This is a genomic window from Pseudoalteromonas sp. SG43-3 (assembly GCF_014164385.1).
GTDB lineage: Bacteria > Pseudomonadota > Gammaproteobacteria > Enterobacterales > Alteromonadaceae > Pseudoalteromonas > Pseudoalteromonas distincta.
In genome coordinates, this window is sequence record NZ_JACJFC010000005.1 from 167,938 (window position 1) to 189,835 (window position 21,898).

The 21,898-nt window shown below is 38.3% G+C and carries 18 protein-coding genes and 1 tRNA gene; 11 read left to right on the top strand and 8 right to left on the bottom strand.

The genetic code is table 11. The features are described 5' to 3' along the window. The first annotated feature begins 19 nt into the window (after positions 1 to 19). The 5 genes from H5157_RS06375 (at position 20) to H5157_RS06395 (ending at position 4,051) form a co-directional block, all read left to right on the top strand. A complete protein-coding gene (locus H5157_RS06375) occupies positions 20 to 1,489 on the top strand; it encodes a LysM peptidoglycan-binding domain-containing protein (protein WP_182724378.1) in 1,470 nt (489 codons plus the stop codon). A 66-nt stretch (positions 1,490 to 1,555) separates the two neighbouring features. Next, on the top strand, positions 1,556 to 2,044 hold the full coding sequence (locus tag H5157_RS06380) for a peptidylprolyl isomerase (protein WP_002957860.1): 489 nt from the start codon (positions 1,556 to 1,558) through the stop codon (positions 2,042 to 2,044). A 21-nt stretch (positions 2,045 to 2,065) separates the two neighbouring features. Further along, on the top strand, positions 2,066 to 2,794 hold the full coding sequence (locus H5157_RS06385) for an SDR family NAD(P)-dependent oxidoreductase (RefSeq protein ID WP_024595817.1): 729 nt from the start codon (positions 2,066 to 2,068) through the stop codon (positions 2,792 to 2,794). After that, positions 2,791 to 3,630: an amidohydrolase gene (locus tag H5157_RS06390; RefSeq protein ID WP_182724379.1), complete on the top strand. Its 840-nt coding sequence runs from the start codon at positions 2,791 to 2,793 to the stop codon at positions 3,628 to 3,630. Before H5157_RS06385 ends, H5157_RS06390 begins: the two co-directional genes overlap by 4 nt. 49 nt (positions 3,631 to 3,679) lie before the next feature. Further along, positions 3,680 to 4,051: a hypothetical protein gene (locus H5157_RS06395; RefSeq protein WP_182724380.1), complete on the top strand. Its 372-nt coding sequence runs from the start codon at positions 3,680 to 3,682 to the stop codon at positions 4,049 to 4,051. A 93-nt stretch (positions 4,052 to 4,144) separates the two neighbouring features. Here the strand turns inward: H5157_RS06395 and H5157_RS06400 are convergent, their stop codons facing one another. The 4 genes from H5157_RS06400 to H5157_RS06415 form a co-directional block, all read right to left on the bottom strand. Beyond that, a complete protein-coding gene (locus tag H5157_RS06400) occupies positions 4,145 to 5,320 on the bottom strand; it encodes a mandelate racemase/muconate lactonizing enzyme family protein (RefSeq protein ID WP_007375956.1) in 1,176 nt (391 codons plus the stop codon). 26 nt (positions 5,321 to 5,346) lie between these two features. Next, positions 5,347 to 6,114, bottom strand: a complete 768-nt coding sequence (locus H5157_RS06405; RefSeq protein WP_182724381.1) for a class II aldolase/adducin family protein — start codon at positions 6,112 to 6,114, stop codon at positions 5,347 to 5,349. Between the two features lie 165 nt (positions 6,115 to 6,279). After that, positions 6,280 to 6,603: a c-type cytochrome gene (locus tag H5157_RS06410; protein WP_024600212.1), complete on the bottom strand. Its 324-nt coding sequence runs from the start codon at positions 6,601 to 6,603 to the stop codon at positions 6,280 to 6,282. A 183-nt stretch (positions 6,604 to 6,786) separates the two neighbouring features. After that, the gene (locus H5157_RS06415) at positions 6,787 to 7,326 is read right to left on the bottom strand and encodes a DUF2058 domain-containing protein (RefSeq protein WP_002957867.1); all 540 of its coding nucleotides are present in this window, start codon (positions 7,324 to 7,326) and stop codon (positions 6,787 to 6,789) included. Positions 7,327 to 7,524: 198 nt separating this feature from the next. Here H5157_RS06415 and H5157_RS06420 point away from each other — a divergent pair, with 198 nt between their 5' ends. Further along, on the top strand, positions 7,525 to 8,673 hold the full coding sequence (locus H5157_RS06420; protein ID WP_165723902.1) for an MFS transporter: 1,149 nt from the start codon (positions 7,525 to 7,527) through the stop codon (positions 8,671 to 8,673). Here the strand turns inward: H5157_RS06420 and H5157_RS06425 are convergent. Then, the gene (locus H5157_RS06425) at positions 8,640 to 9,140 is read right to left on the bottom strand and encodes a prolyl-tRNA synthetase associated domain-containing protein (protein WP_154903604.1); all 501 of its coding nucleotides are present in this window, start codon (positions 9,138 to 9,140) and stop codon (positions 8,640 to 8,642) included. The two genes, H5157_RS06420 and H5157_RS06425, sit on opposite strands and share 34 nt — an antisense overlap. A gap of 1 nt (position 9,141) precedes the next feature. After that, positions 9,142 to 9,537, bottom strand: coding sequence for a hypothetical protein (locus H5157_RS06430; protein WP_182694033.1), 396 nt, complete (start codon positions 9,535 to 9,537; stop codon positions 9,142 to 9,144). 166 nt (positions 9,538 to 9,703) lie between these two features. On the opposite strand from H5157_RS06430, the gene H5157_RS06435 reads away from it, so the two are divergent. The 4 genes from H5157_RS06435 to H5157_RS06450 all read left to right on the top strand — a co-directional run bounded on the left by H5157_RS06435 (position 9,704) and on the right by H5157_RS06450 (position 16,706). Then, positions 9,704 to 9,779 (top strand) — tRNA-Ala (locus H5157_RS06435). Positions 9,780 to 9,958: 179 nt separating this feature from the next. After that, positions 9,959 to 11,221 carry a PotD/PotF family extracellular solute-binding protein gene (locus H5157_RS06440; protein WP_182724382.1) on the top strand — a complete coding sequence of 421 codons (1,263 nt, stop codon included), beginning with the start codon at positions 9,959 to 9,961 and terminating at the stop codon, positions 11,219 to 11,221. After that, positions 11,221 to 14,439, top strand: a complete 3,219-nt coding sequence (locus H5157_RS06445; RefSeq protein WP_182724383.1) for a hybrid sensor histidine kinase/response regulator — start codon at positions 11,221 to 11,223, stop codon at positions 14,437 to 14,439. Before H5157_RS06440 ends, H5157_RS06445 begins: the two co-directional genes overlap by 1 nt. Before the next feature lie 59 nt (positions 14,440 to 14,498). Then, positions 14,499 to 16,706 (top strand): EAL domain-containing protein, encoded by a 2,208-nt coding sequence (locus H5157_RS06450; RefSeq protein ID WP_182724384.1) that lies wholly within the window; start codon positions 14,499 to 14,501, stop codon positions 16,704 to 16,706. Positions 16,707 to 16,778: 72 nt separating this feature from the next. On the opposite strand, the gene H5157_RS06455 is transcribed toward H5157_RS06450, so the two are convergent. Continuing rightward, the gene (locus H5157_RS06455; RefSeq protein WP_182724385.1) at positions 16,779 to 18,026 is read right to left on the bottom strand and encodes a glutamate-5-semialdehyde dehydrogenase; all 1,248 of its coding nucleotides are present in this window, start codon (positions 18,024 to 18,026) and stop codon (positions 16,779 to 16,781) included. After that, complete coding sequence (gene proB / locus H5157_RS06460) at positions 18,023 to 19,129, bottom strand: glutamate 5-kinase (RefSeq protein ID WP_002957876.1); 1,107 nt, start codon at positions 19,127 to 19,129, stop codon at positions 18,023 to 18,025. The genes H5157_RS06455 and proB overlap by 4 nt, the downstream gene beginning before the upstream one ends. Positions 19,130 to 19,998: 869 nt before the next feature. On the opposite strand from proB, the gene H5157_RS06465 reads away from it, so the two are divergent. Beyond that, complete coding sequence (locus H5157_RS06465; protein WP_182724386.1) at positions 19,999 to 21,846, top strand: sodium:proton antiporter; 1,848 nt, start codon at positions 19,999 to 20,001, stop codon at positions 21,844 to 21,846. The last annotated feature ends 52 nt before the right edge of the window (positions 21,847 to 21,898 follow it).

Here is a 21,898-nt window from a genome sequence, read left to right on the forward strand (position 1 = left end):
ATTTACAAAAGTGATCACTATGCGCAGTTTGGTTTTATGTTGTTTGGGTATTTTGTTATTTGGTTGTCAATCAACGGAACAAGAACCACAAGACGCTCCACAAATATTTACTCATTTTGAGCCTGACTATACTTATGATATTGACGATGAAGTAGCTCAAACGCCTCAAGTTAATGAGCCAGTTACGCCACTTCAATTCAAAAAAACAATCGTAAAAAAGCGCCCACCAAAAACCACCGATCTGTGGGTGCATATAGCCAATAATCTACACTTTACGATTTATCAAAATCGCGCTTTAAAAAAGCGTATCAGCTGGTATGCAAAGCAACCTAACTACTTACAAACGGTGAGCAAACGCGCAGCGCCTTACCTGTATCACATCGTAAAAAAAATTGAGCAAAAGCAATTACCTATGGAGCTCGCATTACTACCATTTGTAGAAAGCGATTTTAGACCAACAATAGCCTCATCACAGCAAGCTGTTGGTGTTTGGCAGTTAGTTGGCGCAACGGCGCATCACTTTGGTGTTAAGTCAGACCAATGGTATGACGGGCGCCAAGACGTACTTGCTTCAACCGATGCTGCACTTGATTACTTAAGTTACTTACATAAACGCTTTGATGGTAATTGGCTACATGCTTTGGCCGCTTATAATAGTGGTGAAGGCCGTGTTAAACGTGCAATCGAAAAAAACAAAAAACGCGGTAAAAGCACCGATTACTGGTCGCTCAGTCTGCCAAAAGAAACTGCTGACTATGTACCCAAATTACTCGCTTTAAGTTATTTAGTTAAACATCCACAAAAGGGCATTAAACGCCCAAAGCTAGCATATAAACCATTTACAACACAGATGAACATAGGCCAGCAGTTCGACTTTTCAGTCATTGCCAAGCTCTCTGGTATAGGTTCAAAGCAGTTACATGCTATTAATCAGGGATATTTAAAAAATCAAAGCTCACCTAACGGGCCGCATACTTTACTGCTGCCTATAGGGCAAGAAGCATTATTAAAAAGTCAGTTCTTCAAATCAAACTTTGCTGGAGAGTACATCGTTAAACAAAACGATACGCTTTACAGTATCGCCAGGCGTTTTAGTATGTCTGTAAAAGCTTTGAAACAACTTAATAATAAAAATAATAATTTAATAGGTGTTGGAGAAAAGTTATTAGTTGGGCAACCTAAAACTCTGCCAAGCACATTAACTGTTGATTACAAAATCAGCCCTTATTTAGAACACCAAGAGATTGCGATTCCCACCATTGAAATAGATTACGAAGTTAAGTCAGGCGATAGCCTTTGGAGTATAAGTCAGCTTTACGATGTACCTCATAGCGACTTGGCAAAATGGAACAAACTCTCTGCATCGAGCATTTTAAAGCCTGGCACTCAATTAGTACTGTTTATACCACAGGCTGAAAAGCAAAAAGCAGCACCAATAAAAAAAGATTTTCTGCTAAATTTACAAAAAACACTAAATCAGCCACGTTAAGTTTATAAACAAGTATATTTCGCGTAAAATTGCGCCCTAACATAGTTATTATTTGAAGAGACAAGCATGCAAATTAGCAAAAATTCAGCAGTTGAATTTCATTACACCCTTAGCGAAGCGGGCGAGCAAATTGAAAGTAGCACAAACGAAGCGCCACTTACTTACATTCATGGCAGCGAAGGCATGCTTCCTGGTTTAGAAAAAGCACTTGAAGGTAAAGAAGCCGGCGAAAAATTTAGTGTAACTCTAGAGCCAAGTGAATCGTACGGCGAGCGTGTTGATGATTTAATTCAACGTATTCCGCTTAAGCACCTACAAGGCGACGTTAAAGTATGGAAACCAGGTATGACAGCAATGGTTAGCTCTAACCAAGGTCGTCATCAGGTTACTATTGTTAAGGTTGGTCGTTTTAACGCAGATTGTGATTTAAACCACCCATTTGCGGGCAAAACACTAACGTTCGACGTTGAAGTTGTATCTGTACGTGAAGCGACGAGTGAAGAAGTTTCTCACGGACATGTGCACGCTGAAGGCGGCTGCGGTCACTCTCACTAGTTAGCAATAAAGGAAGTAAGTATGTCTAAAGTTGCAGTAGTTACAGGTGGTACAAAAGGAATTGGTCTAGCCGTTGTAAAGCGTTTGCTAAGTAATGGCTATAAAGTACATAACCTTGATATAGAGCCAAGCGAAACTGGTATATTTCATCAGTGTGATGTAAGTGATGTATCGGCGGTACAAAGCTGCATCAACGCTATCTGTGAACAAAGCAAACGTATTGATGTACTTGTTTCTAATGCTGGAAAACACTTAAGCGCAAATATAGAAAGCACCGATGAGCAAACTCTCGATGCACTTTTTGCGCTTAATGTTAAAGGCGCCTATGCCGCAGTACAAAGCGTATTGCCAAGCATGAAAGCGCAAAATAGCGGCGCTATTATATTAGTCGCATCCGATCAAGCAATTATAGGTAAGCAAAACTCTTTTGCGTATAACCTAACAAAACATGCCCTTGCCTCAATGGCCAAAACAACGGCGCTTGATTACGCGAGCTTTAATATTAGAGTAAATGCAGTATGCCCTGGCACAATAGAAACCCCGCTATTTCATAACGCGATAGATGCGTACTGCGCAAAAAGTGGCGCAAACAAAGCAGAAATAGTTGCCGAGGAAGCAAGTCTTCAACCGCTTAACCGATTAGGTCAAGCCGATGAGGTTGCTGCCCTTGTGAGCTTTTTAGCAAGTGACGATGCCAGTTTTATAACAGGCAGCCTACAAAGTATTGATGGTGGTTACACTGCCCAATGAGCATGCAAATTATTGACCCTCATGTGCATTTTTTTAATCTTGCCGAGGGGCAATATACTTGGCTACAAGGCGAAAACCCACCAGCATGGCCTAACCTAGAAAAAATTAAACAAGCAATAAGTGCAGAGCAACTTGTTAAAAGTACTGATTTTGAACTTGCGGGTATTGTGCACATTGAGGCTGGGTTTGATAATCAATCACCTATAAACGAGTTAAACTGGCTAAGCTCGCATTTAAAAAACCTTTCATTTAAGGCTATTAGTTACAACCAAATTGATGCGCCCGCAGAGCAATTTAATCACGCGCTAAATGCACTGGCTCATTCAAGCCTTTGTGGTATAAGAGATATAACCGAAGACGATGATGCAGTGAGACTAAAAAGCCCTCATTGTATTAATAACCTTAATTTATTGGCTACAAATAAACTGCATTTTGAAGCTCAATTTGATATTGAAAATAGCGAAATAACCAAACAAATAGCTTACTACGCTAAGCAGCTACCGCAGCTTCAAATTATAATTAATCATGCAGGACTACCAAGTAATTTAAATGACTGGCAACAAGGTGCTGAGTTACTTGCTCAGCACGACAACATAGCAATTAAATTCTCTGGTTTTGAATTACTTAGGCTCACCAGTGAGCAACAAGCAGCGTGTTTTAATATTCTTTTTAATCACTTTGGCCAGCAGCGTATTATGTTTGCAAGCAACTTTCCTGTGTGCCAAATAAATACAAGCTACAACACTCTATGGCACTGCCATAAGGCGTTATGCTCAAACGATAAGACATGGCATAACCTTAGCTATGCAAACGCTAAGCACTACTACCAAGTTTAAGTAAAACTAGTTATATTAAACTCTCTTTTTATAATAATACGGCCAATTTATGAAAATGTACTTTTTACTAATCGTTGTATTTTCTGCGTTTTTTCTCAATGGCTGCATATCTCAAAATCCAGATCCGACACCTAAGCTGCAACATGCTCTACTGGCAAAGCCAAATAAAACAGCCGTTAGCAAAGCAATTAAAACACTTGTACATATACAAGAAACTCAATTAGCTGATAATGTATTTACTACCAGCAGCACAGTAACCCTTAGCAATGTGGATGGTAATAATATTATCGACACGCAAAGTCGCAATACACCCGATCAGTTTGAATTGATGATTAAAGGCAAGCAATGCTATATACGCCACCTTGATAGTAAAGCCACTATTGAGCTTAAAGACGTAGAATGTAGAATTAACGAGTTATAACAAGCTAAAACTTTACCAAACGAGTAAAAGCCGGTAAGTGACTAATCACTTACCGGCTTTTTAATGCATGACCTAAGTTAGGTTAAAAGACTATTATTTTATTTCTACGCGTTGAGAACGCATAACAATCTCATCATTTAATTCAATACCCAACCCTGGCTCTTCTGACACTTCAAAGAAACCATTTTTAGGTTGTGGGTCTTGTAAACATAACTCGCGGTTCCACTTTTTAATCGCATAAGTGTGGTGCTCATGAATCAAAAAGTTAGGGATAGCCGTTTCTAAGTGCAGTGATGCTGCTGTTGCAACAGGCCCGCCACATACGTGAGCTTGAATACGCACATCAAAGATATCTGCGTAATCACATACTTTTTTAGTTTCGGTAAAGCCACCACATAAACCAATATCAGGTTGCAGAACATCAATACTTTGATCTTCTAAGTACGGGCGCACACCCCAGCGATTATACAAACGTTCACCACCAGCAATTGGCACATTAACTTTATCTGCTACTTTTGCATGCAATGAATGGTTTAAATAGTTAACTGGCTCTTCAAAGTACATACAGTCAAATTCTTCTGCAATTTCACCTAGCTGAATGGCTGTTGTAACACCTGGTAAACTGTGGCATTCAAAAATAATATCCACTTCGTCGCCTACTGCTTCGCGAATAGCTTGCATACGCGCACGGTATAGCTTCATTTCAGTACGTGAAATTATTTTTGTACGGTCATAATAAGTATTACCGTCTTTATCGTACTGAATTGGATCTACTTTTACTGCATCGTAACCTTCGGCCATCGCCTTTAAAGCCGCTTCTGCATATTCTTGCGGTTGTACTAGCGCTTTAAATTCGCTATCCCAGTCAAACTGTAATTGCGAAGCGTAAGTGCGTAGTTTGTCGTTAACTTTACCGCCTAATAACTGGTATACAGGTAAACCAAGCGCTTTACCTTTTATATCCCAAAGTGCGGTATCAATTGCGCTCATTGCAGCATATACAACAGGTCCGCCACCTAAGCCCCAAAAGCTTTCACGTAACATACGTGACCATAGTTTTTCTGTTTGAAAAGGGTCGTGGCCGATTAAAAAGGCGTCGGCCATTTCTTTAATCATAGCCGCTGCAGCACTGTGACCTAAATCGTATGCAAGGCCCGCTTCGCCAACACCACTAATACCTTCGTCAGTATGAATACGTACAAACACAGGTGTCCAAGAAGGTCTATCAGGACAGTGAATATCAAATACTTCAACGCGATTTACTTTCATTAAAATTCCTTATTAACCGCTATGGGTTATTTTGCAAAACTAGGGTCAAGTCGATACGCTTTACGTAACATTGCAGGCCACGCAAGTTGCCCGCCGGTGCTGCCACTGTGTACTACGTTTGCTTGATTATAAATATTGTCGATTATAGGTTGCGGTACTTCAATCACCTCTTGCGAGCTTGATTGTAGCGCTAGTTGAATTTCACACGCTCGCTGTAAATCATAAAAGCGCATAAACGCATCGCCTACCGTTGGGCCTACTGTTAAGCCACCATGATTTACCAATAACATATGGTTAGTGCTGCCCAAATCATCTTGCAGCACTTTTCGCTCGTCGTCGTTTACTGCAAGCCCTTCGTAACCATGATAAGAAAGCGATGGCATTGAAAACATTGAATATTGGCTAAGCGGTAATAAACCATTTTTTTGTGTAGCGACTGCGATTGTTTCTTTAGTATGAAGGTGAATAACACAATGAGCGTCTTCGCGTACCTCGTGAATCGCACTGTGAATAGTAAAACCAGCTGGATTAATACTAAATGGCGTATCGTCAATAATGTTACCGTCTAAGTCGACCTTTACTAAATTAGAGGCTGTTACTTCATCAAAGGTTAAACCAAACGCATTCACTAAGTAGTGGTCGGTGCCAGGCAAACGTGCTGATAAATGCGTATAGATTAAATCCCCCCAACGAAAGTGCTCTACCAGTCTATAACATGCGGCTAAATCAACACGAAGTTGCCACTCTTGTGCTGATACTTTATTTTTTAAATCGAGTTGGGGTAAATCAAACATAATGAGCCTTTTAAAAACGTACATTATTAACCTGTACGAACAGATGTTTAGAAGTCTAAAGCAGTCTCTATTTTATAGCAAACACCAAACAAAACAGCCACACTATTGTGTGGCTGTTTGTAAAACTAAAATACCAATTGTATTAAAATGGTATAGCTGCGTAAATTATTTTACGTTAGCTAGGTAATCTGCAATTGCTTCAAACTCTTCATCAGTTACCGTTGCAACCATTGCTTTCATAGCCATGGTCATACCGTTATTACGTGCACCTGACTTAATATCTTTCATTTGCGCTACTAAGTAGTCTTTATTTTGACCGTTTAGTTTAGGGTACATACCCATAATTGGTGCTTTACCTTCAGCGCCATGACAAGTTTGACAATTCTTAGCGGTATAAAGTGTGGCGCCATCGGCCGCTGCTGCATTAAACGAGAAGCTTGCGGCTAAAGTAATACCCGCGCCTAATAGTAGTGTTTTCATCTTGCTCATTGTATTTACTCTTCTTTTTTGACGGTTAGAAAAACTGTTCTATTGATTGTAGTAAACAATCAAATAAAAAGCATACGTACGAAACGACACTAGACGATCAACTTAACCAAAAACCGCTAACTCGTTTCTGTCTCACTTTTATATACTTTAGCAAATAAAAATGAGCTTACCCTTAATAAACTATTACCACACTATATCATCTGGTACTTCAAAGTCTGCGTACGGGTCATCTTCATCTTTTGGTTTGTTTTCTGGCTCTACATGAAAAACAATATACTTTTCGTCAACTTCAGCCACTTTGCGTGCTGGTTCGTCGTCTAATACGTAAAATTGCCCTTCTAGTACACAAATAGCTAAACGACCGCCCGATAACGCTTTTTGCGTTTTCTCGTTCACGTCGATATTTTTTACTTTGTTTTGATAAGTAAAATTAAATGTGCGCTCACCACGAATAGCGTCTTGGTTGTGGTGCTCTAAAATTTGTTTAACACGCGCTTCTTGTTCGCGCTGCTTTAAGCTCACTTGGCGTGTTTGGTTAAGCTCTTCAGCTTTTTTTTGCTGCTCTAGCTTGGTTTGTTGAATATGCTTTTGCAGATCACTTGGGTTGCTAGTAGCCCCTTTCTTTTGCTTTTTTTGTTGCTTACGCTTTTCTGATTTAGCAACTTTAGCATTATGCGATGTTGTTAATCCTGCTTGAAGCAATTGGTCTTGTAATGAACCCATGGCTTTGTTCCACTAAAAACTAATATTATCGCTATTTTAATCACCAACGAGTTCAAATAACAGCGCTATCGACATTAATCTAGCAAACTAGTTAAAACAAACCATGATATAGCGCAATGACTATGGTTTTAATTATGAATTAAAACCAATTTTTAATACAATACCAGACAACCAATCAGCAAATGTATAAGCCATATAATGCGTTTACCTCATCTACTCGTTTGCTCGGTATTTATATTTTTTGTACTTTATGCACCACAACCTCTACTTAGCCTTTTTGCGAGCGAATTTAATGTAGCCCCTGCGGTAGCTGGCAGCTTAATGACTGCAACTATGCTGCCCTTAGCCATTGCCCCGCTCGTTTACGGTTTATTTTTAGCAAAAATAAACCCACTACTTATATTACGTATTGCAATGGTGCTTTTAGGCCTTAGCTGCTTACTTTTTATTTATGTACCTAGCTTTGAGCTTTTATTATTAGTCAGATTTTTACAAGGTTTAACGCTCCCCGCAGCTTTAACAGCAATGACTAGCTATATAGGCATGAGTTATAGCGCTGATACACTTCAAAAAAATATGACCCTATATATTGGTAGCAGTATAGTTGGTGGTTACTTTGGACGTGTGCTTGCCGCTTTGTTTAGCGACTTATGGAATTGGCAGAGCTTTTATTACGTAATTGCTTTTATGCTTCTTTGCTTAGCTTTGACAGTTAAGCATTCCCGCTTTACAAACCCAGCTAAACAGTCGCAGCTCTCCCCACTCGATTACATTAAACAACTTAAAGAAGGCGCTGTACTTAAAGTTTACGGCGCCGTTTTTTGTATGTTTTTTTGTTTCGCTGCACTGCTTAATTACTTACCGTTTATATTACAAAACACGTTTTTAATTACCAATACTCGTGACATAGGTTTAGTTTACAGTGGTTATTTAATTGGTGCCCTCGCCTCTATTGCTGCACCTTGGTTACTTAAAAAAGTCCCTTCGCCTTGGCACTTATTAACTGCGGTATTTAGTTTTTATAGTGTGAGTATTATTTTATTAATGAGCCATCAGCTTAGCTTATTTTTAATCGCATTTACTTTGTTTTGTGGTGCTATGTTTGTGATTCATTCAACTGCCGCACCGCTCGTTAATAAAATAAGTAAAGCCCCACCAAGTGTAACCAATGGCGGATATGTATCGTTTTATTACAGTGGTGGCGCATTGGGGTCGTTATTACCCGGTGTGGTATACCAACATCATGGGCAAACAGCGTTTATGTTTACGCTGCTTGCGGTTTGCTTATGTGGTTTATCGTTAATTATGTGGGCTTATTTTGAGGGTAAAAATACAACGCGCGGTTGATGCTTTGTGTAATTAAAAAATGTTTCTAAATCAGCTTTACTAAGCAACCATGTTTGGGTGTTTTCAAACGGATGACAATGAAACAAATCACCGTGCCAAATATCTTGGTCAACCCATAAGCTCACTTCGTTTTGCTTATCATTTAAAAGAGCCAACATAGATACACACCCAGGAGCCACTTTTAAATATTTAGCTAGCCGCTCACTCGATGCGAACCCTAAGCGTGAAAGCCCTTGTTGCTTTGATAGTGCCTTTAAGTCGAGCTGCTTATTGTGCGCTGTAATAACTAAAAAGTGTCGCTTGCCTTCGTTATCGCGTAAAAATAGGTTTTTAAGACGAGTACCTGGGCGCTCAATCATAAACTCATCTGCCGCTAAGCTAGTATGTAGCGGCGGATGCTCTATTACATCATAGTTAATATCTAGGTGCGCCAAAAGCTCTGCTAACTTAGTTTTATCAGCCAACATATTACAAACAACGCCCTCTTAGTTGTACACTCAAATCTCGCCATAAAACATCATTAACTTCATGCTTGTTGTCGCAATACTTACGATCTTTTAGCTCCTGATTTAATAATTCAACTGCTTGGTCTTCTAGCTGTAACTTCAGAATGCTCGACTCTTCAAAATGCTCTTTCTCTATATACTGCTTAACCTCACCACGACTTGGTCTCTTATTAGAACCACGGTCAAGGTTAAAGTTTTCACGATGCTTAGCTTTTACCGAAACAACATAAGCAAAAAGCTTATTGCCTTGATCATCTTGCTTTTCGTGAAACTGTTTATTATTTATTTCAAAAGGCGGCTCATCATTTGAGGCACAGCCAGCGAGTAAAACCATAAGCGCTAGAACACATTTTTTCATTGTTTTTTATCGTTTTAGTTTTGAATTAAGCCGAGTCTAACAAAAATTGACGTAAACAGTGAAAATTTACGAAAAAATACTTGACCAAATTTATAAAAAAACTTAAAGTTCGTCCCGCTTGGAACTCAGCAGTCAAGCAGTTACATTATATGTAACTTAGGAATGTGGGGCTATAGCTCAGCTGGGAGAGCGCCTGCCTTGCACGCAGGAGGTCAGCAGTTCGATCCTGCTTAGCTCCACCACTTTCCTACTCCTTTTCAAATTCGTTCTACTCTTCTATTTTTCCACTGTTTTTATTATTTTTTGACACCCTAATATTCTAATTTTTCATTCTATATAATTTTAAATTTATCCATTCAACTTGTGTCTTTACAAGTTCTTAGCTATACATAATGTCACACATTAGTACTTTAGGCTTAACATGGACAACCCTAAGCGTTCAACGCTAAAAAAGCTAGCTGCAATAGGTTTAACAGCTGGTGCAATAACACATGCGCCTTATGTTTTTGCTCGAAAAAAAGTCACATTAAGAGTGCTTGGTACGCATGTAACACTCCAAGAGGCTATCCGCAAGCAAGCGATGAGTGACTTGGGTATTAATATAGAATTTACTCCCGCAGGCAGCGCTGCTGTTTTGCAAAAGGCATCAATGGACCCTAGCTCCTTTGATTTATACGAACAATGGTCAGACAGCATTAATGTGCTTTGGGATGCAGGTTCCATTCAGCCAATAGAAAAAAAACGACTCACCTACTTTAACGAGATAAATCCACTTACTAAAACGGGAAAACTAACCGAAACTGCAAGTATTGGTGCAGGTGATTCCCCCTATAAATTATTAAATGTTCAACCCGATGGCACATTAAGCGCACAAGAAAGCGATCATCTTAGCTTTTTACCTTATGTGCATAATGTTGACTCTTTTGGTTACAACACCGACTTTATTAAGCCCGGTATAGCATACGAAACAGAAAGCTGGAGTTGGCTGCTTGATGACGAGAACAGAGGTAAAGTAGCTATTGTAAATGCGCCTACCATTGGATTATTTGACCTAGCCCTAGCAGCACAAAGTAAAGGGCTTATAAAATTTAACAATATAGGTGCAATGACCCGCCCAGAACTTGATAGATTGTTTAGTATATTACTCGACTTTAAACGCCAAGGTCACTTTAGTGGCTATTGGAATTCGGTTCCTGAGTCGATTGAATTTATGAGAAGTAAGCGAGCCCATATAGAAAGCATGTTTTCGCCTGCAGTTTCTGCATTAAACAGCCAAAATATTAATGTTCAATTTGCCGCGCCAAAAGAAGGCTACCGAGGCTGGCATGGTGTTATGTGTTTATCGTCACAAATACAAAGTAGCGCAAAAGATGCAGCTTACGATTATATGAATTGGTGGCTTTCAGGCTGGCCTGGTGCATTTATTGCTCGCCAAGGTTATTACATTAGTAACCCGCAGCGCTCTAAACTACTCCTATCTCAGTCTGAATGGGATTACTGGTACGGTGGAAAAGCAACAAACATAGATTTATTAAATACCAATGGCGACGTAGCTGTAAAAGCAGGTGGGCAACGTAATGGCGGTAGTTACCATAAACGCTTTAGTAATGTAGCAGTGTGGAATACAGTTATGCCAACCTATGACTACAGCCTGCAAAAATGGTATGAGTTGATTAGCCGATAATGATAATAAACTCAATTAAATCAAAAATAATATTAGCTCTGTGTTCGCTGATTGGATTACTTCTTTTACAGAGCTATTTGTTTAACTATTCGCAAACGTCTTTACTTAACTTGCAAAAATCGCAACATAACGCGCTTATTCAAAGTGAAGCTGTAACTAACTTAGAAAACGATATTATTTCCCTGCAAGGGCATGCAGTTTCATTTATTGACAATGCAAATGAAAATACGATTACCAAATTTAATTTTTATTTGAATAAGGCAAATCTAAATCTCGAGCAGCTAAAAACAAACACTCAAAACCAGACCCCTGAGTATCAAAACTCACTAATACGCCTTGGCGAGTATTTAAATAATTACCAAGATACATTTGGCCAAGTTGTCGTAAACAGACAAAAACGCGAACACATTTACATTACTCAGTTCAAACAACCTATTGATGACTTACAAGTAACAATTAGTGATTTAGAAGGGTCTTCAAACAATGATAATAAAGTTATTTTTAACGATGTTTTACTCACAATAAGTAATTTAAAACATGCAATTATAAGCTACCTCTATAAACCTAATTTTGATGAAGCACAAAATGTAAAACAAAACTTAAATCACTTACATAAAAAACTAACGAGCACCTCTGTAATAAATGAATCCCTCTCCAATAAAACAACAAGCTTAAAACAAGCTTATAACCAACTTGTATTACTCACCCGTAGCTACACTTTTTCTGTAAATGTAGTGCTTACAGGCATAGAAAACGAATTGCTGTATTTAACTAATGAAATTAAAAACGTAGAAAAAAATAAACTAATCAAAACAGAAGAGCTACTAAGTAGCCACTTAACAAAAAATACAGAACAGGCAAATATATTTGCCGTTTTAATTATGTTAATCATTTTATTTTTAAGCTATTTTATTTTTAGATCGGTTATAAAACCAATTACTCAGCTCACTTTATTACTTAAAGACATGAATAGCGAAAAGCCAGTAACTATTTCAAATAACAGCCAAAATCAAACTGAAATAGCATCGGTAATAAAAGCAGCTAACGCTTTATATTTAAAAAATAAGCAAACCAAAGAGCTACTCAATGAAACCCGCGTATTAAATTCCCAAATGGAAGCAATGAATGCCGACCTGACGAGTGCCATGGAGCAAACCGATAAAGCCAATAAAACAAAAATAGATTTTGTAGCCAATATGAGTCATGAACTTCGCACCCCAATGAATGGCATATTAGGTATGTTGCAACTTTTACAAAGCAGCGAGCTTCCCTCAAGGCAAAAACACTACGCAGATAAAGCTTTTTCAAGTGCTCAAAATTTATTGCAGATTTTAAACAATATTCTGGATTTTTCTAAGCTAGAATCGGAAAAAGTTCAGTTAGAGCAAATCCCTTTTACCTTACATACTATAGTTTCTAACGTTCAAAATTTATTCTCAACAAATGCCAAGCAAAAAGGTTTGTTATTAAACTTTACTTTACACGTTGATGCAGGGCTTGAACTTATTGGCGACCCAATGCACTTAAGCCAAATAATAAATAACTGTGTAGGTAACGCAATTAAGTTTACTGAGCATGGTGAAATATCATTAATTATAGAAGCGACATCTCAACACGAAAAAACAATAAACCTTCGCTTTAGTATAAAAGACACGGGTATTGGGATGACTGAAGAGCAATCAAAAATTATATTCCAGTCTTTCTCGCAAGGTGATTCAAGCACAACAAGAAAGTATGGTGGGACCGGTTTAGGACTCACTATAAGCAAACAATTAACTAAATTGCTGGGCGGAGATATACAAGTAAGGAGCACGATTAATCAAGGTAGCGAGTTTTTCTTTACTCTACCCTTTACTTTATCTGAGCAACAAAAGCTTAAAAAACACGCCTTATTAATTAGCCCTGATAATGAGCAAATTAAAAAATTAATGGACTTACTAAGTGATATAAATATAACGACAGAAACAACACAAGAACCATTAAGAGCCATTGCAAAAATGTCTCAGCCTAGTAGCCCATTTAGTATTGTAATAATGTCGATAGAAAAAAAAGAGCTCAACGATAACTTTATTTTACAACAACTGTACGCTCAAAATAAAACCGCTAATGAAAAATTAACACTTATTTTATTAATTACCGATGAAGAGTCTCCTGAGCCAATTGCAAAAAATGAAAATATAGACATTATAATTATTGGTAATAAAAATAGTGAAGTTGAAATTTTAAGAAAGCTTTCACCCAATAATTTCAAAGAAAAGCAATTAAAGCCCCATCCTAAATTTTCGGGTTTTAATGCATTAGTTGTTGATGATAATAAAATTAACCAAGAAATAGCCTCAGCCCTTTTAACAAGATTAGATATGACTGTGATCATTGCTGATAATGGACGTGATGCATTAGATAAAATAGAGACAAATGACATCGATATTATTTTTATGGATGTTCAAATGCCAGTTATGGACGGACTAGAAGCAACAAGCATATTAAGAGAGCGAGGCTACAAAACTCCTATAATTGCTATTACGGCAGCCGCAGATCCTAATGATAAAAAAGCAGCGTTTAGAGCGGGTATGGACGACTTTTTAGTAAAACCGATTATTTTTGATGCACTTTACAAAAGTATAGAGAAACATCTGCAAAGTAATGAACCTCTGAGCACTATAAATCTGCTTTTAGCAAAAGAAAACCTAGAAAATAATGACGTATTATTAACTAAATTATTTACTCAGTTTATCAACGATTACAATGACTTTTCAATTAAAGCTGATACATTAATTAAAAATGGAGAGTTAGAAAGCTTAATTCGACTAGTACATACACTTAAGGGCCTTGCCGGCACATTAGGTTTGGAGCTACTGCAACAAAGCGCGCAAAGTGTTGAGAAAAGCTTAATAAATGAGAAAAGTATTAACTTATCTCACTTTAATGAACAATTAACACTTACACTTTTTGCCGTAAAACAATTCTTGGTAGCTGATAGCTTTAAAAAAGAACATATACAGCGACATGAACTAGAAAACGAAGACTCGGTTATCGATAAAATATACTCATTAGCATTAACGGCTCGCCCCGTACCTAGCAGTTTGGTTAGACAGCTAGAAATGAATCAATATGATAGAAGCCACTCTCTATTTAAGCTCAAAGAAGCAATTGATCATTTTAACTACGCATTAGTAATAGAGTTGATTGATAAATATAGAAACGATAATAAAAATTAGGCATAACCACTAACCTGAACTAGATTTAACATAGCAAAGAACGCAAAGAAGGATAGATAGTGCATTCAAATTATCTCGCAAACAGTAAGGGATTAACTACAGAGAGAAAGCATAAACCTTTAATTCTTATTGTTGATGACGAACCTAGTAATTTACACGTATTAGTTGAAGGACTTTTAACTGACTACGACGTACGTATTTCAACTAGTGGTGAGCAGGCTTTGATCTTTATTGAGTCAACTCGGCCTGACTTGATTTTATTAGACATAATGATGCCTGGCATGGACGGCTACGAAGTATGTAATATACTCAAAGCGAAACAAAATACCAAAGGCATCCCCGTCATATTTGTAACTGCGCTTACCGAAGAAGAGTCTGAAGAAAAAGGCTTTGCTATGGGCGCAATTGACTACATACACAAACCTTACAAGCTAGCGCTCGTTAGAGCACGCATTCGCACTCATATTACCGCTCAAGGAATGCTAGATAGGCTTATAGAAAAAAACTTCGACCTGCACGACAAATTACTCGAAATAGAGTCTCTTGCGAAAGAGCTTAGCCAGCGAGAAGAAGAATTAAAAGAACTCTCATCAAAACAAAAATTATTTTATCAAGCCCTAACGGGAACCGCTGATGGTGTTGTTATTGCCGATAGTAATGGCAAAATTATAGCCGTAAACCCTTCATTTTGCCGTATAACCGGTTACTGTGAATCAGACTCACTGCAAATGCAGTTGCACGATATTAAACAAAACAACCACCCTAGTATTAGCTTTGACCAAGTATGGGAACATGCGAATCAAGCAGGCTATTGGAGTGGTGAGCTTGTAACCAGACGAAAAAATGGCGAACTTTATCCAGAGCTACTAACTCTCAGTTTGGTTAAAGGCGATCAAGATACTAACGTGCACTATATTGGTGTATTTAGTGATATTTCGAGCGTTAAAGTAACCCAAGAAAGAATTGACTACCTAACATGGCACGATGACCTTACAGGTTTACCAAACCGAAATGGTTTTTTAAAGCAGTTAGAGCAGCAACTTCAGGTTTGCAGTACCGAAAATAGTTATGCCTATATCTATATTATTGACATAGACAGCTTCCACTCAATCAATGATGGATTAGGATTACTCGCTGGCGATAACATATTAAAAGAATTAACTAAACGAATCCATACTCACGTGAGTAAAAAAGATGTTATTGCTCGCTTAGGTAGTGATGAATTTGCAGTACTATGTACAGTTGAAAAAGGTGTGGGCAGAGCTAGAGCTCAAGCTATGGCTGAAAATAAAGCCCAAGAGCTACTTGCAAGTGTAAACCATCCATTTGTCGTTGCTGAACAAGACGTTAGCTTAACAGTAAGTATAGGCACCTATATTTTTCCACGAGAAGATCAATGGGAAAGTGCTATTGAGACTATTCGTAACTGTGAAGCGGCCTGTTACAAGGCAAAAGAGAAAGGCGGCAATAGAGTTACCTTTTTTGATACTTCATTTGGCGAGCAAGCAAAACGCCGTTTTGAAATAGAACAAGATTTACGTAAAGCTATTTTAAATAATGAGCTATCGCTATATTTACAATCCCAATTTGATCGAAACCAAACTCTTAAGGGCGCTGAGGTTTTATTAAGATGGGAGCACCCTCAAAAAGGCTTTATTAGCCCTGGTGAGTTTATATCTATAGCCGAAGAGTCAGACATAATTTATGATTTAGATTGCTGGGTAACTTCAAATGCACTTGAAATACTAACGCAACTTGGTAAAACCCACCCTGAGTTAAACTTATCAATTAATATAAGTGGCAGGCACTTTCATGAAGCGCGTTTTTTAAACTTTATTAGCCAACAGATAAAGCAACATAACATTAATCCTCAACAACTCACTATTGAGATAATTGAAGGTACGTTACTTAATCATATGGAAGCGGCTATTGAAGCTGTTCACTTTCTCAAGAAGCTAGGTATTAGAGTATCAATTGATGACTTTGGTACTGGATATTCGAGCTTAACCTACCTAAAACAATTACCAATACAAGAACTTAAAATTGATCGTTCTTTTGTGTTAGAGGCTCCTACCGATAACAACGATAAACTAATTATTGATATGATTGTAAGCTTAGGTCGTTTATTTGAACTCGAGATAGTTGCTGAAGGCGTAGAGAACCAGTCCCACTTTGATTTACTACAGGAGTATCCTGAGGTTATTCTGCAAGGCTATTATTTGCATAGACCAGAACCTGCAAGTGATTGGTTAAAAAAGTTAAAGTAACTGTAGCGTGATTTATAAACTAAAAAGCCGAGCATAAATATGCTCGGCTTTTTATGGACTTAATTTTTGCGGTTACTCGCGAACTTGGCCAACTCCATTAACTAAATACTTTTCTGTCGTTAGTGATTCGAGGCCCATAGGACCGTATGCATGTAGCTTGGAAGTAGCTATTCCAATCTCTGCACCTAGGCCCAATTGTGAGCCATCAGAAAAACGAGACGATGCGTTAACCATTACTACAGAAGCATCAACACTACGTTGGAATAACTCTGCAGCAGCTTCATTTTTAGTACAAATTACTTCTGTATGGTTTGATCCAAACTGTGCAATGTGTTCAACCGCTGCCGTAAAGTTTGGTACAACGCGAATAGCGATTTCTAGGTCTAGATATTCTTCACCAAATTCGTTATCAGCTAGGACTGTTGCGTTATCAAAGTATTTAGCTGCAAAGCTGTCAGCATTTATTTTTACACCTTCTTGGCGTAATACAACTGCACACAAATTTAAAAACTCATCTGCCACATCTTGATGCACAACTAAACCTTCTAGTGCATTACAAACACCGGTACGCTGGGTTTTACCGTTAAGCAGTAAGTTAAGCGCAATTTCTAGGTCGGCATCTTTATCTACATATAGATGACAAACGCCTTTGTAATGCTGAATTACTGGGATCGTACTGTTTTCAGTAACAAAGTTAATTAAACCCTCGCCGCCGCGTGGAATGATTAAATCAATGCTTTCGCGTTGCTGCATCAGTTCCATTAACAGCGCACGGTCTGGATCTGGAATCACTGAAATAAGTGATACCGGTAAGTTGTACTTCTCAAGTACGCTGTGCATTACACTTGCGATAGCTTGTGAACTTCTAAGTGCTTCTTTGCCGCCACGTAAAATTACGCCATTACCTGACTTAAAACATAATGCACCAGCGTCTGCTGTCACATTCGGGCGTGCTTCGTAAATCATACATACAACGCCAAGAGGTACGCGCATTTTGCGAATTTTAATACCATTTGGGCGCTCAGTAATATCACGCAGCTGACCAACAGGATCATCAAGGCTTACGATTACTTCAATTCCTTCAGCCATTGCTTCAATACGCTCATCGTTTAACGTTAAGCGGTCGATCATTGAGGCAGCTAAGTTATTGTCGCGTGCTGCGCTTAAATCACTTTCATTTTCTTTTATTATAAATGCTTTTTGCTCTCTTAGTGCCGCTGCCATTTCAACTAGTACTTTGTTTTTAGTCTCGGTATCGAGTAAAGCAAGTGTATGTGCAGCTTTAGCTGTCTGGCGTGAAATGTCCGTAATTAAACTCATGACTTCTCCAATAATGCGATATGTTTTTCAGATATAACTGGTCCAATTGAATCCTGCATTTTTTCGCTGAATTCACTCTGTTCGTTGTCTGCAATAAAGTTTAACAAACAGCTACTATAATTTGCGGTCGCTTTAGCTAAACGCGTACCGTCTTCACTACGTACTAAAATGGTATCACCCACGGCAAATTCACCGTGAACTTCCATGATTTCGTCACCACGAATACATCCACTTTCACCTTCAAGAGATTCATCAAATGATCCATCAACAACAACTTCACCTTGCTCATTTGCTGTATGTGTCATCCAATGAATAGAGTCCTGCATCGGTTTTTCGTACGGTAAAAATACACTACCTGGGTTTTCTCCAGCTAGCAGTTTTGTAAATGTTTCTTCTTTAAAGCCATTTATAATATAAGTCGCTATACCATGTGACGTTGCTTTTTCTGCCGCTTCTATTTTAGTTTTCATACCACCAGTACCTACCGCACTTGTAGCACATCCTGCCATAGCATAAATAGATTCATCAATTGATTTTATTTCAGGCAGTAACACCGCATCATCATGTAAGTTAGGGTTTTTATCATATAGCCCATCAACGTCTGAGAATATTAATAAAGCATCGGCATCGGCAGCTGCTGCGACCATTGCTGATAAGTTATCGTTGTCCCCTACTCGTAAATCGTCGGTGGTTACTGCATCGTTTTCATTAATGATAGGAAGTACACCATGTTCAAGTAAAGTGAACACGGTTTCACGGATGCTCTGGTAACGCTCGCGGTCACGTAAATCGCCATGCGTTAATAATAGCTGCGCAGATGGAAAGTCAAAAAAGCGGTCCCACATGGCAATCATTTCTGTTTGACCTGCTGCCGCCATTGCTTTTTTCATTACCACAGAGCGTGGTTTGTCTGATGGGAATAAATGCGCGCCAGCCGCTACAGAACCCGATGATACTAAAATCACCTCGATTCCACGGGCACGACAACGAACAATGAACTGTGCGATGGTTAATATGTAACGCGAACGGCAGCCATCTTGATCTGGTGCAATTAATGCACTACCTACTTTAAGTACGATACGTCGCCAATTTAACTTTTGCATAAATGCTCAACTTTCCATTTTATCTGCGCTCACCTTAATTAGACGAGCTAAAACTAAGTAGCTAGGTTTAAAACATAGCTTCGAATTTGTCTTTCATTTAGGCAACACTTTTTTACACACACGCGAAAACCATATCTAAAACAATAAGCTTAGATTTAAGGTTAAGTATAAAGTAGCAACAACCCAATAATATTGAGCAGCACTAATCAAAAAATTTAAAAGTGTTGTTTATGCATCGCTGTAAAAAGCTGTGTGTGGCTTTTTTATTAACAACATACATAGAGCCTCTAAAGTCTGATACACCAACAGATAGGGTGAAGACCAAAGGACCGAGATTTAACCGCCACGATGGGGGTTAAACATTGAAAGTAATAGTTCAACTCAAACCTTTATTTACTTAAATAATTAAATAAACTTGTTTAGCAAAACCATACCAAGAGTTCGGCAAATGAAATTATATAGTGTTCGAATACTAGTGACACCACTAATGCATGATTATAAAGATTAAAAATGACGTTAAGATTAACAAACCACTTTTACTTCCAATAAACTTCATTAGATAACTAATTATTAGAACACAAAGCATATTACACTAAATACCCCTTAAAAATCAAGGTTAAAATTCGAGCGAAGCTAATTCCTCCTCGTTTGTGGTGTTAGATTGTTATTAAAATTCAACCAATTAAACAATTAATACAGCCTAAAATAAGGCGGCTTAACACGCGCAAAATAATTTAAGCCTACTAATCTTCTATAAGCAGCTAAAATTGATTAGTAATATTTGAATTTCCCGTGTATACCCCTGTATTAATAATTAACAAAAGTTATACTTTCTAAACAAACCGTCATAAATAAGGAATTCTTAATCTATGTCAGCAATTTACATAGCCGGTATCGCACTTTGCTCTGTGCTTGCCCAATGGGTCGCGTGGGCTTTTAGAGTGCCCGCTATTCTTTTCTTATTGCTTACTGGTCTTTTACTTGGGCCATTTAGTGGTGTTTTAGACCCTGATGCATTGTTAGGTGATTTACTGTTTCCAGTTGTATCACTAAGTGTTGCCATCATTTTATTTGAAGGATCCTTAACTCTGCATTTCAGAGAGCTAAAAGGAATCGGAAAAGTTGTAAGAAACCTTTGCTCCATCGGCATGCTTACTACCTGTATTATTATTAGCCTCAGCGCCTATTGGTTGCTTGAACTTAATTGGCGTGTAGCTGCGGTATTAGGTGCAGTGCTAGTTGTAACAGGCCCTACTGTTATAGCACCGCTATTAAACTCAATGCGCCCAACACAAGACATTGACCGCATACTTCGCTGGGAAGGTATTGTAATAGACCCTATTGGCGCATTATTTGCTGTATTGGTATTTGAAGCCGTAATGCTTGTAGGCCAAGGCGAAGTATTTAGTCATACTATTATTGCTTTAGTTAAAACCCTAGGTGTTGGTTTAAGTATTGGTGTTACCGCTGGTTGGCTAACAACACTATTAATGCGTCGCGAGTGGCTGCCATTTGAATTACATAAGTTTGGGATTTTAGCGCTAGTACTTATTAGTTTTTCTGTATCAAACTATTTAAGCCATGAATCAGGCCTATTAGCAGTGACTGTATTTGGTATTTGGCTTGCTAACCAAGACGATTTAGAAATAGATTCTGTACTTGAGTTCAAAGAAGACTTGTCGATGATATTAATATCAACGCTGTTTATTTTACTTGCAGCACGCTTACAGCTCTCTGATTTAATGATGCTCGACAGCGATGTATTTATATTTTTAGCTATCGTGCTTTTTGTTGCTCGGCCACTGTGTATTGCTATTTCGACCTTTGGTACTGACTTACCAATGAAGTCTCGTTTGGTACTTGCCTGGATAGCTCCACGCGGTATAGTCGCCGCAGCCGTTGGGTCGGTATTTGCGCTTAGCATGATGGAGTCTGGTGTTGCGGATGCTGAAAAAATGGTACCTCTTATATTTACAGTAATTATAATTACCGTTGTACTACAGAGCTTAACCGCCATTCCTGTCGCCAAGCTATTAGGTGTACGCCAGCCATCGCCAAATACAATATTAATTATTGGTGCAAACCATGTATCGCGTGCAATCGGCCGAGGCTTACAAGAGCAAAACATTCCGGTTCACCTGTCAGATCCTGCATGGGAAAACTGCAGAATGGCACGTATGGATGGTTTAGCTTGTTATTATGGTAACCCACAATCAGAGCATGCTGAACGCTACTTACCTCTAACAACGATTCGTAGTGTATTAGCATTATCGCCAAATCGTCATCATAATGCGTTAGGTGTTCAATACTTTTCGCATTTACTTAATGAGAAAAATGTATTTTCGCTACGCTCATCAACGTCGCATGCAAAAGCAAATAAAGACAGCGCAACGTTTTTATCAAGACAAATACTGTTTGGAGACGAAGGCTCGTATGCACGTTTAAGCAGTATTATAGCTAAAGGCGGTAAGGTTAGTTCAACACGTATCTCGGATGAGTTTAGCTGGGAACAATACTTAGAAATGAACCCTGAGGCTATCCCTTTATTTATTCTCAAAGGTGATAAAGACAGTGATGACGATACACCAATTAAGCTAAGACCGTTTACAATCAACATGGAAAAACCGCCGCAAGAAGGCGAACGCGTTGTTGCTTTACAGCCGCCTAAAATGTCAGTTTTAAAAGACCCGCAAACAAAGGCTAAAGAAGACAGTTAAATACTTTTACAGTTTGTAAAAACTAAAAAACCCTAACTTAAAAAGTTAGGGT

Excerpts from the sequence above, each read along its gene's own strand:
- H5157_RS06455 (WP_182724385.1), bottom strand. The coding sequence starts at position 18,026 with ATGAGTTTAATTACGGACATTTCACGCCAGACAGCTAAAGCTGCACAT.
- H5157_RS06400 (WP_007375956.1), bottom strand. The coding sequence starts at position 5,320 with ATGAAAGTAAATCGCGTTGAAGTATTTGATATTCACTGTCCTGATAGA.
- H5157_RS06445 (WP_182724383.1), top strand. The coding sequence starts at position 11,221 with ATGATAATAAACTCAATTAAATCAAAAATAATATTAGCTCTGTGTTCG.
- H5157_RS06465 (WP_182724386.1), top strand. The coding sequence starts at position 19,999 with ATGTCAGCAATTTACATAGCCGGTATCGCACTTTGCTCTGTGCTTGCC.
- H5157_RS06380 (WP_002957860.1), top strand. The coding sequence starts at position 1,556 with ATGCAAATTAGCAAAAATTCAGCAGTTGAATTTCATTACACCCTTAGC.
- H5157_RS06415 (WP_002957867.1), bottom strand. The coding sequence starts at position 7,326 with ATGGGTTCATTACAAGACCAATTGCTTCAAGCAGGATTAACAACATCG.
- H5157_RS06440 (WP_182724382.1), top strand. The coding sequence starts at position 9,959 with ATGGACAACCCTAAGCGTTCAACGCTAAAAAAGCTAGCTGCAATAGGT.
- H5157_RS06420 (WP_165723902.1), top strand. The coding sequence starts at position 7,525 with ATGCGTTTACCTCATCTACTCGTTTGCTCGGTATTTATATTTTTTGTA.
- proB (WP_002957876.1), bottom strand. The coding sequence starts at position 19,129 with ATGCAAAAGTTAAATTGGCGACGTATCGTACTTAAAGTAGGTAGTGCA.
- H5157_RS06430 (WP_182694033.1), bottom strand. The coding sequence starts at position 9,537 with ATGAAAAAATGTGTTCTAGCGCTTATGGTTTTACTCGCTGGCTGTGCC.
- H5157_RS06405 (WP_182724381.1), bottom strand. The coding sequence starts at position 6,114 with ATGTTTGATTTACCCCAACTCGATTTAAAAAATAAAGTATCAGCACAA.
- H5157_RS06425 (WP_154903604.1), bottom strand. The coding sequence starts at position 9,140 with ATGTTGGCTGATAAAACTAAGTTAGCAGAGCTTTTGGCGCACCTAGAT.
- H5157_RS06385 (WP_024595817.1), top strand. The coding sequence starts at position 2,066 with ATGTCTAAAGTTGCAGTAGTTACAGGTGGTACAAAAGGAATTGGTCTA.
- H5157_RS06395 (WP_182724380.1), top strand. The coding sequence starts at position 3,680 with ATGAAAATGTACTTTTTACTAATCGTTGTATTTTCTGCGTTTTTTCTC.
- H5157_RS06390 (WP_182724379.1), top strand. The coding sequence starts at position 2,791 with ATGAGCATGCAAATTATTGACCCTCATGTGCATTTTTTTAATCTTGCC.
- H5157_RS06410 (WP_024600212.1), bottom strand. The coding sequence starts at position 6,603 with ATGAGCAAGATGAAAACACTACTATTAGGCGCGGGTATTACTTTAGCC.
- H5157_RS06375 (WP_182724378.1), top strand. The coding sequence starts at position 20 with ATGCGCAGTTTGGTTTTATGTTGTTTGGGTATTTTGTTATTTGGTTGT.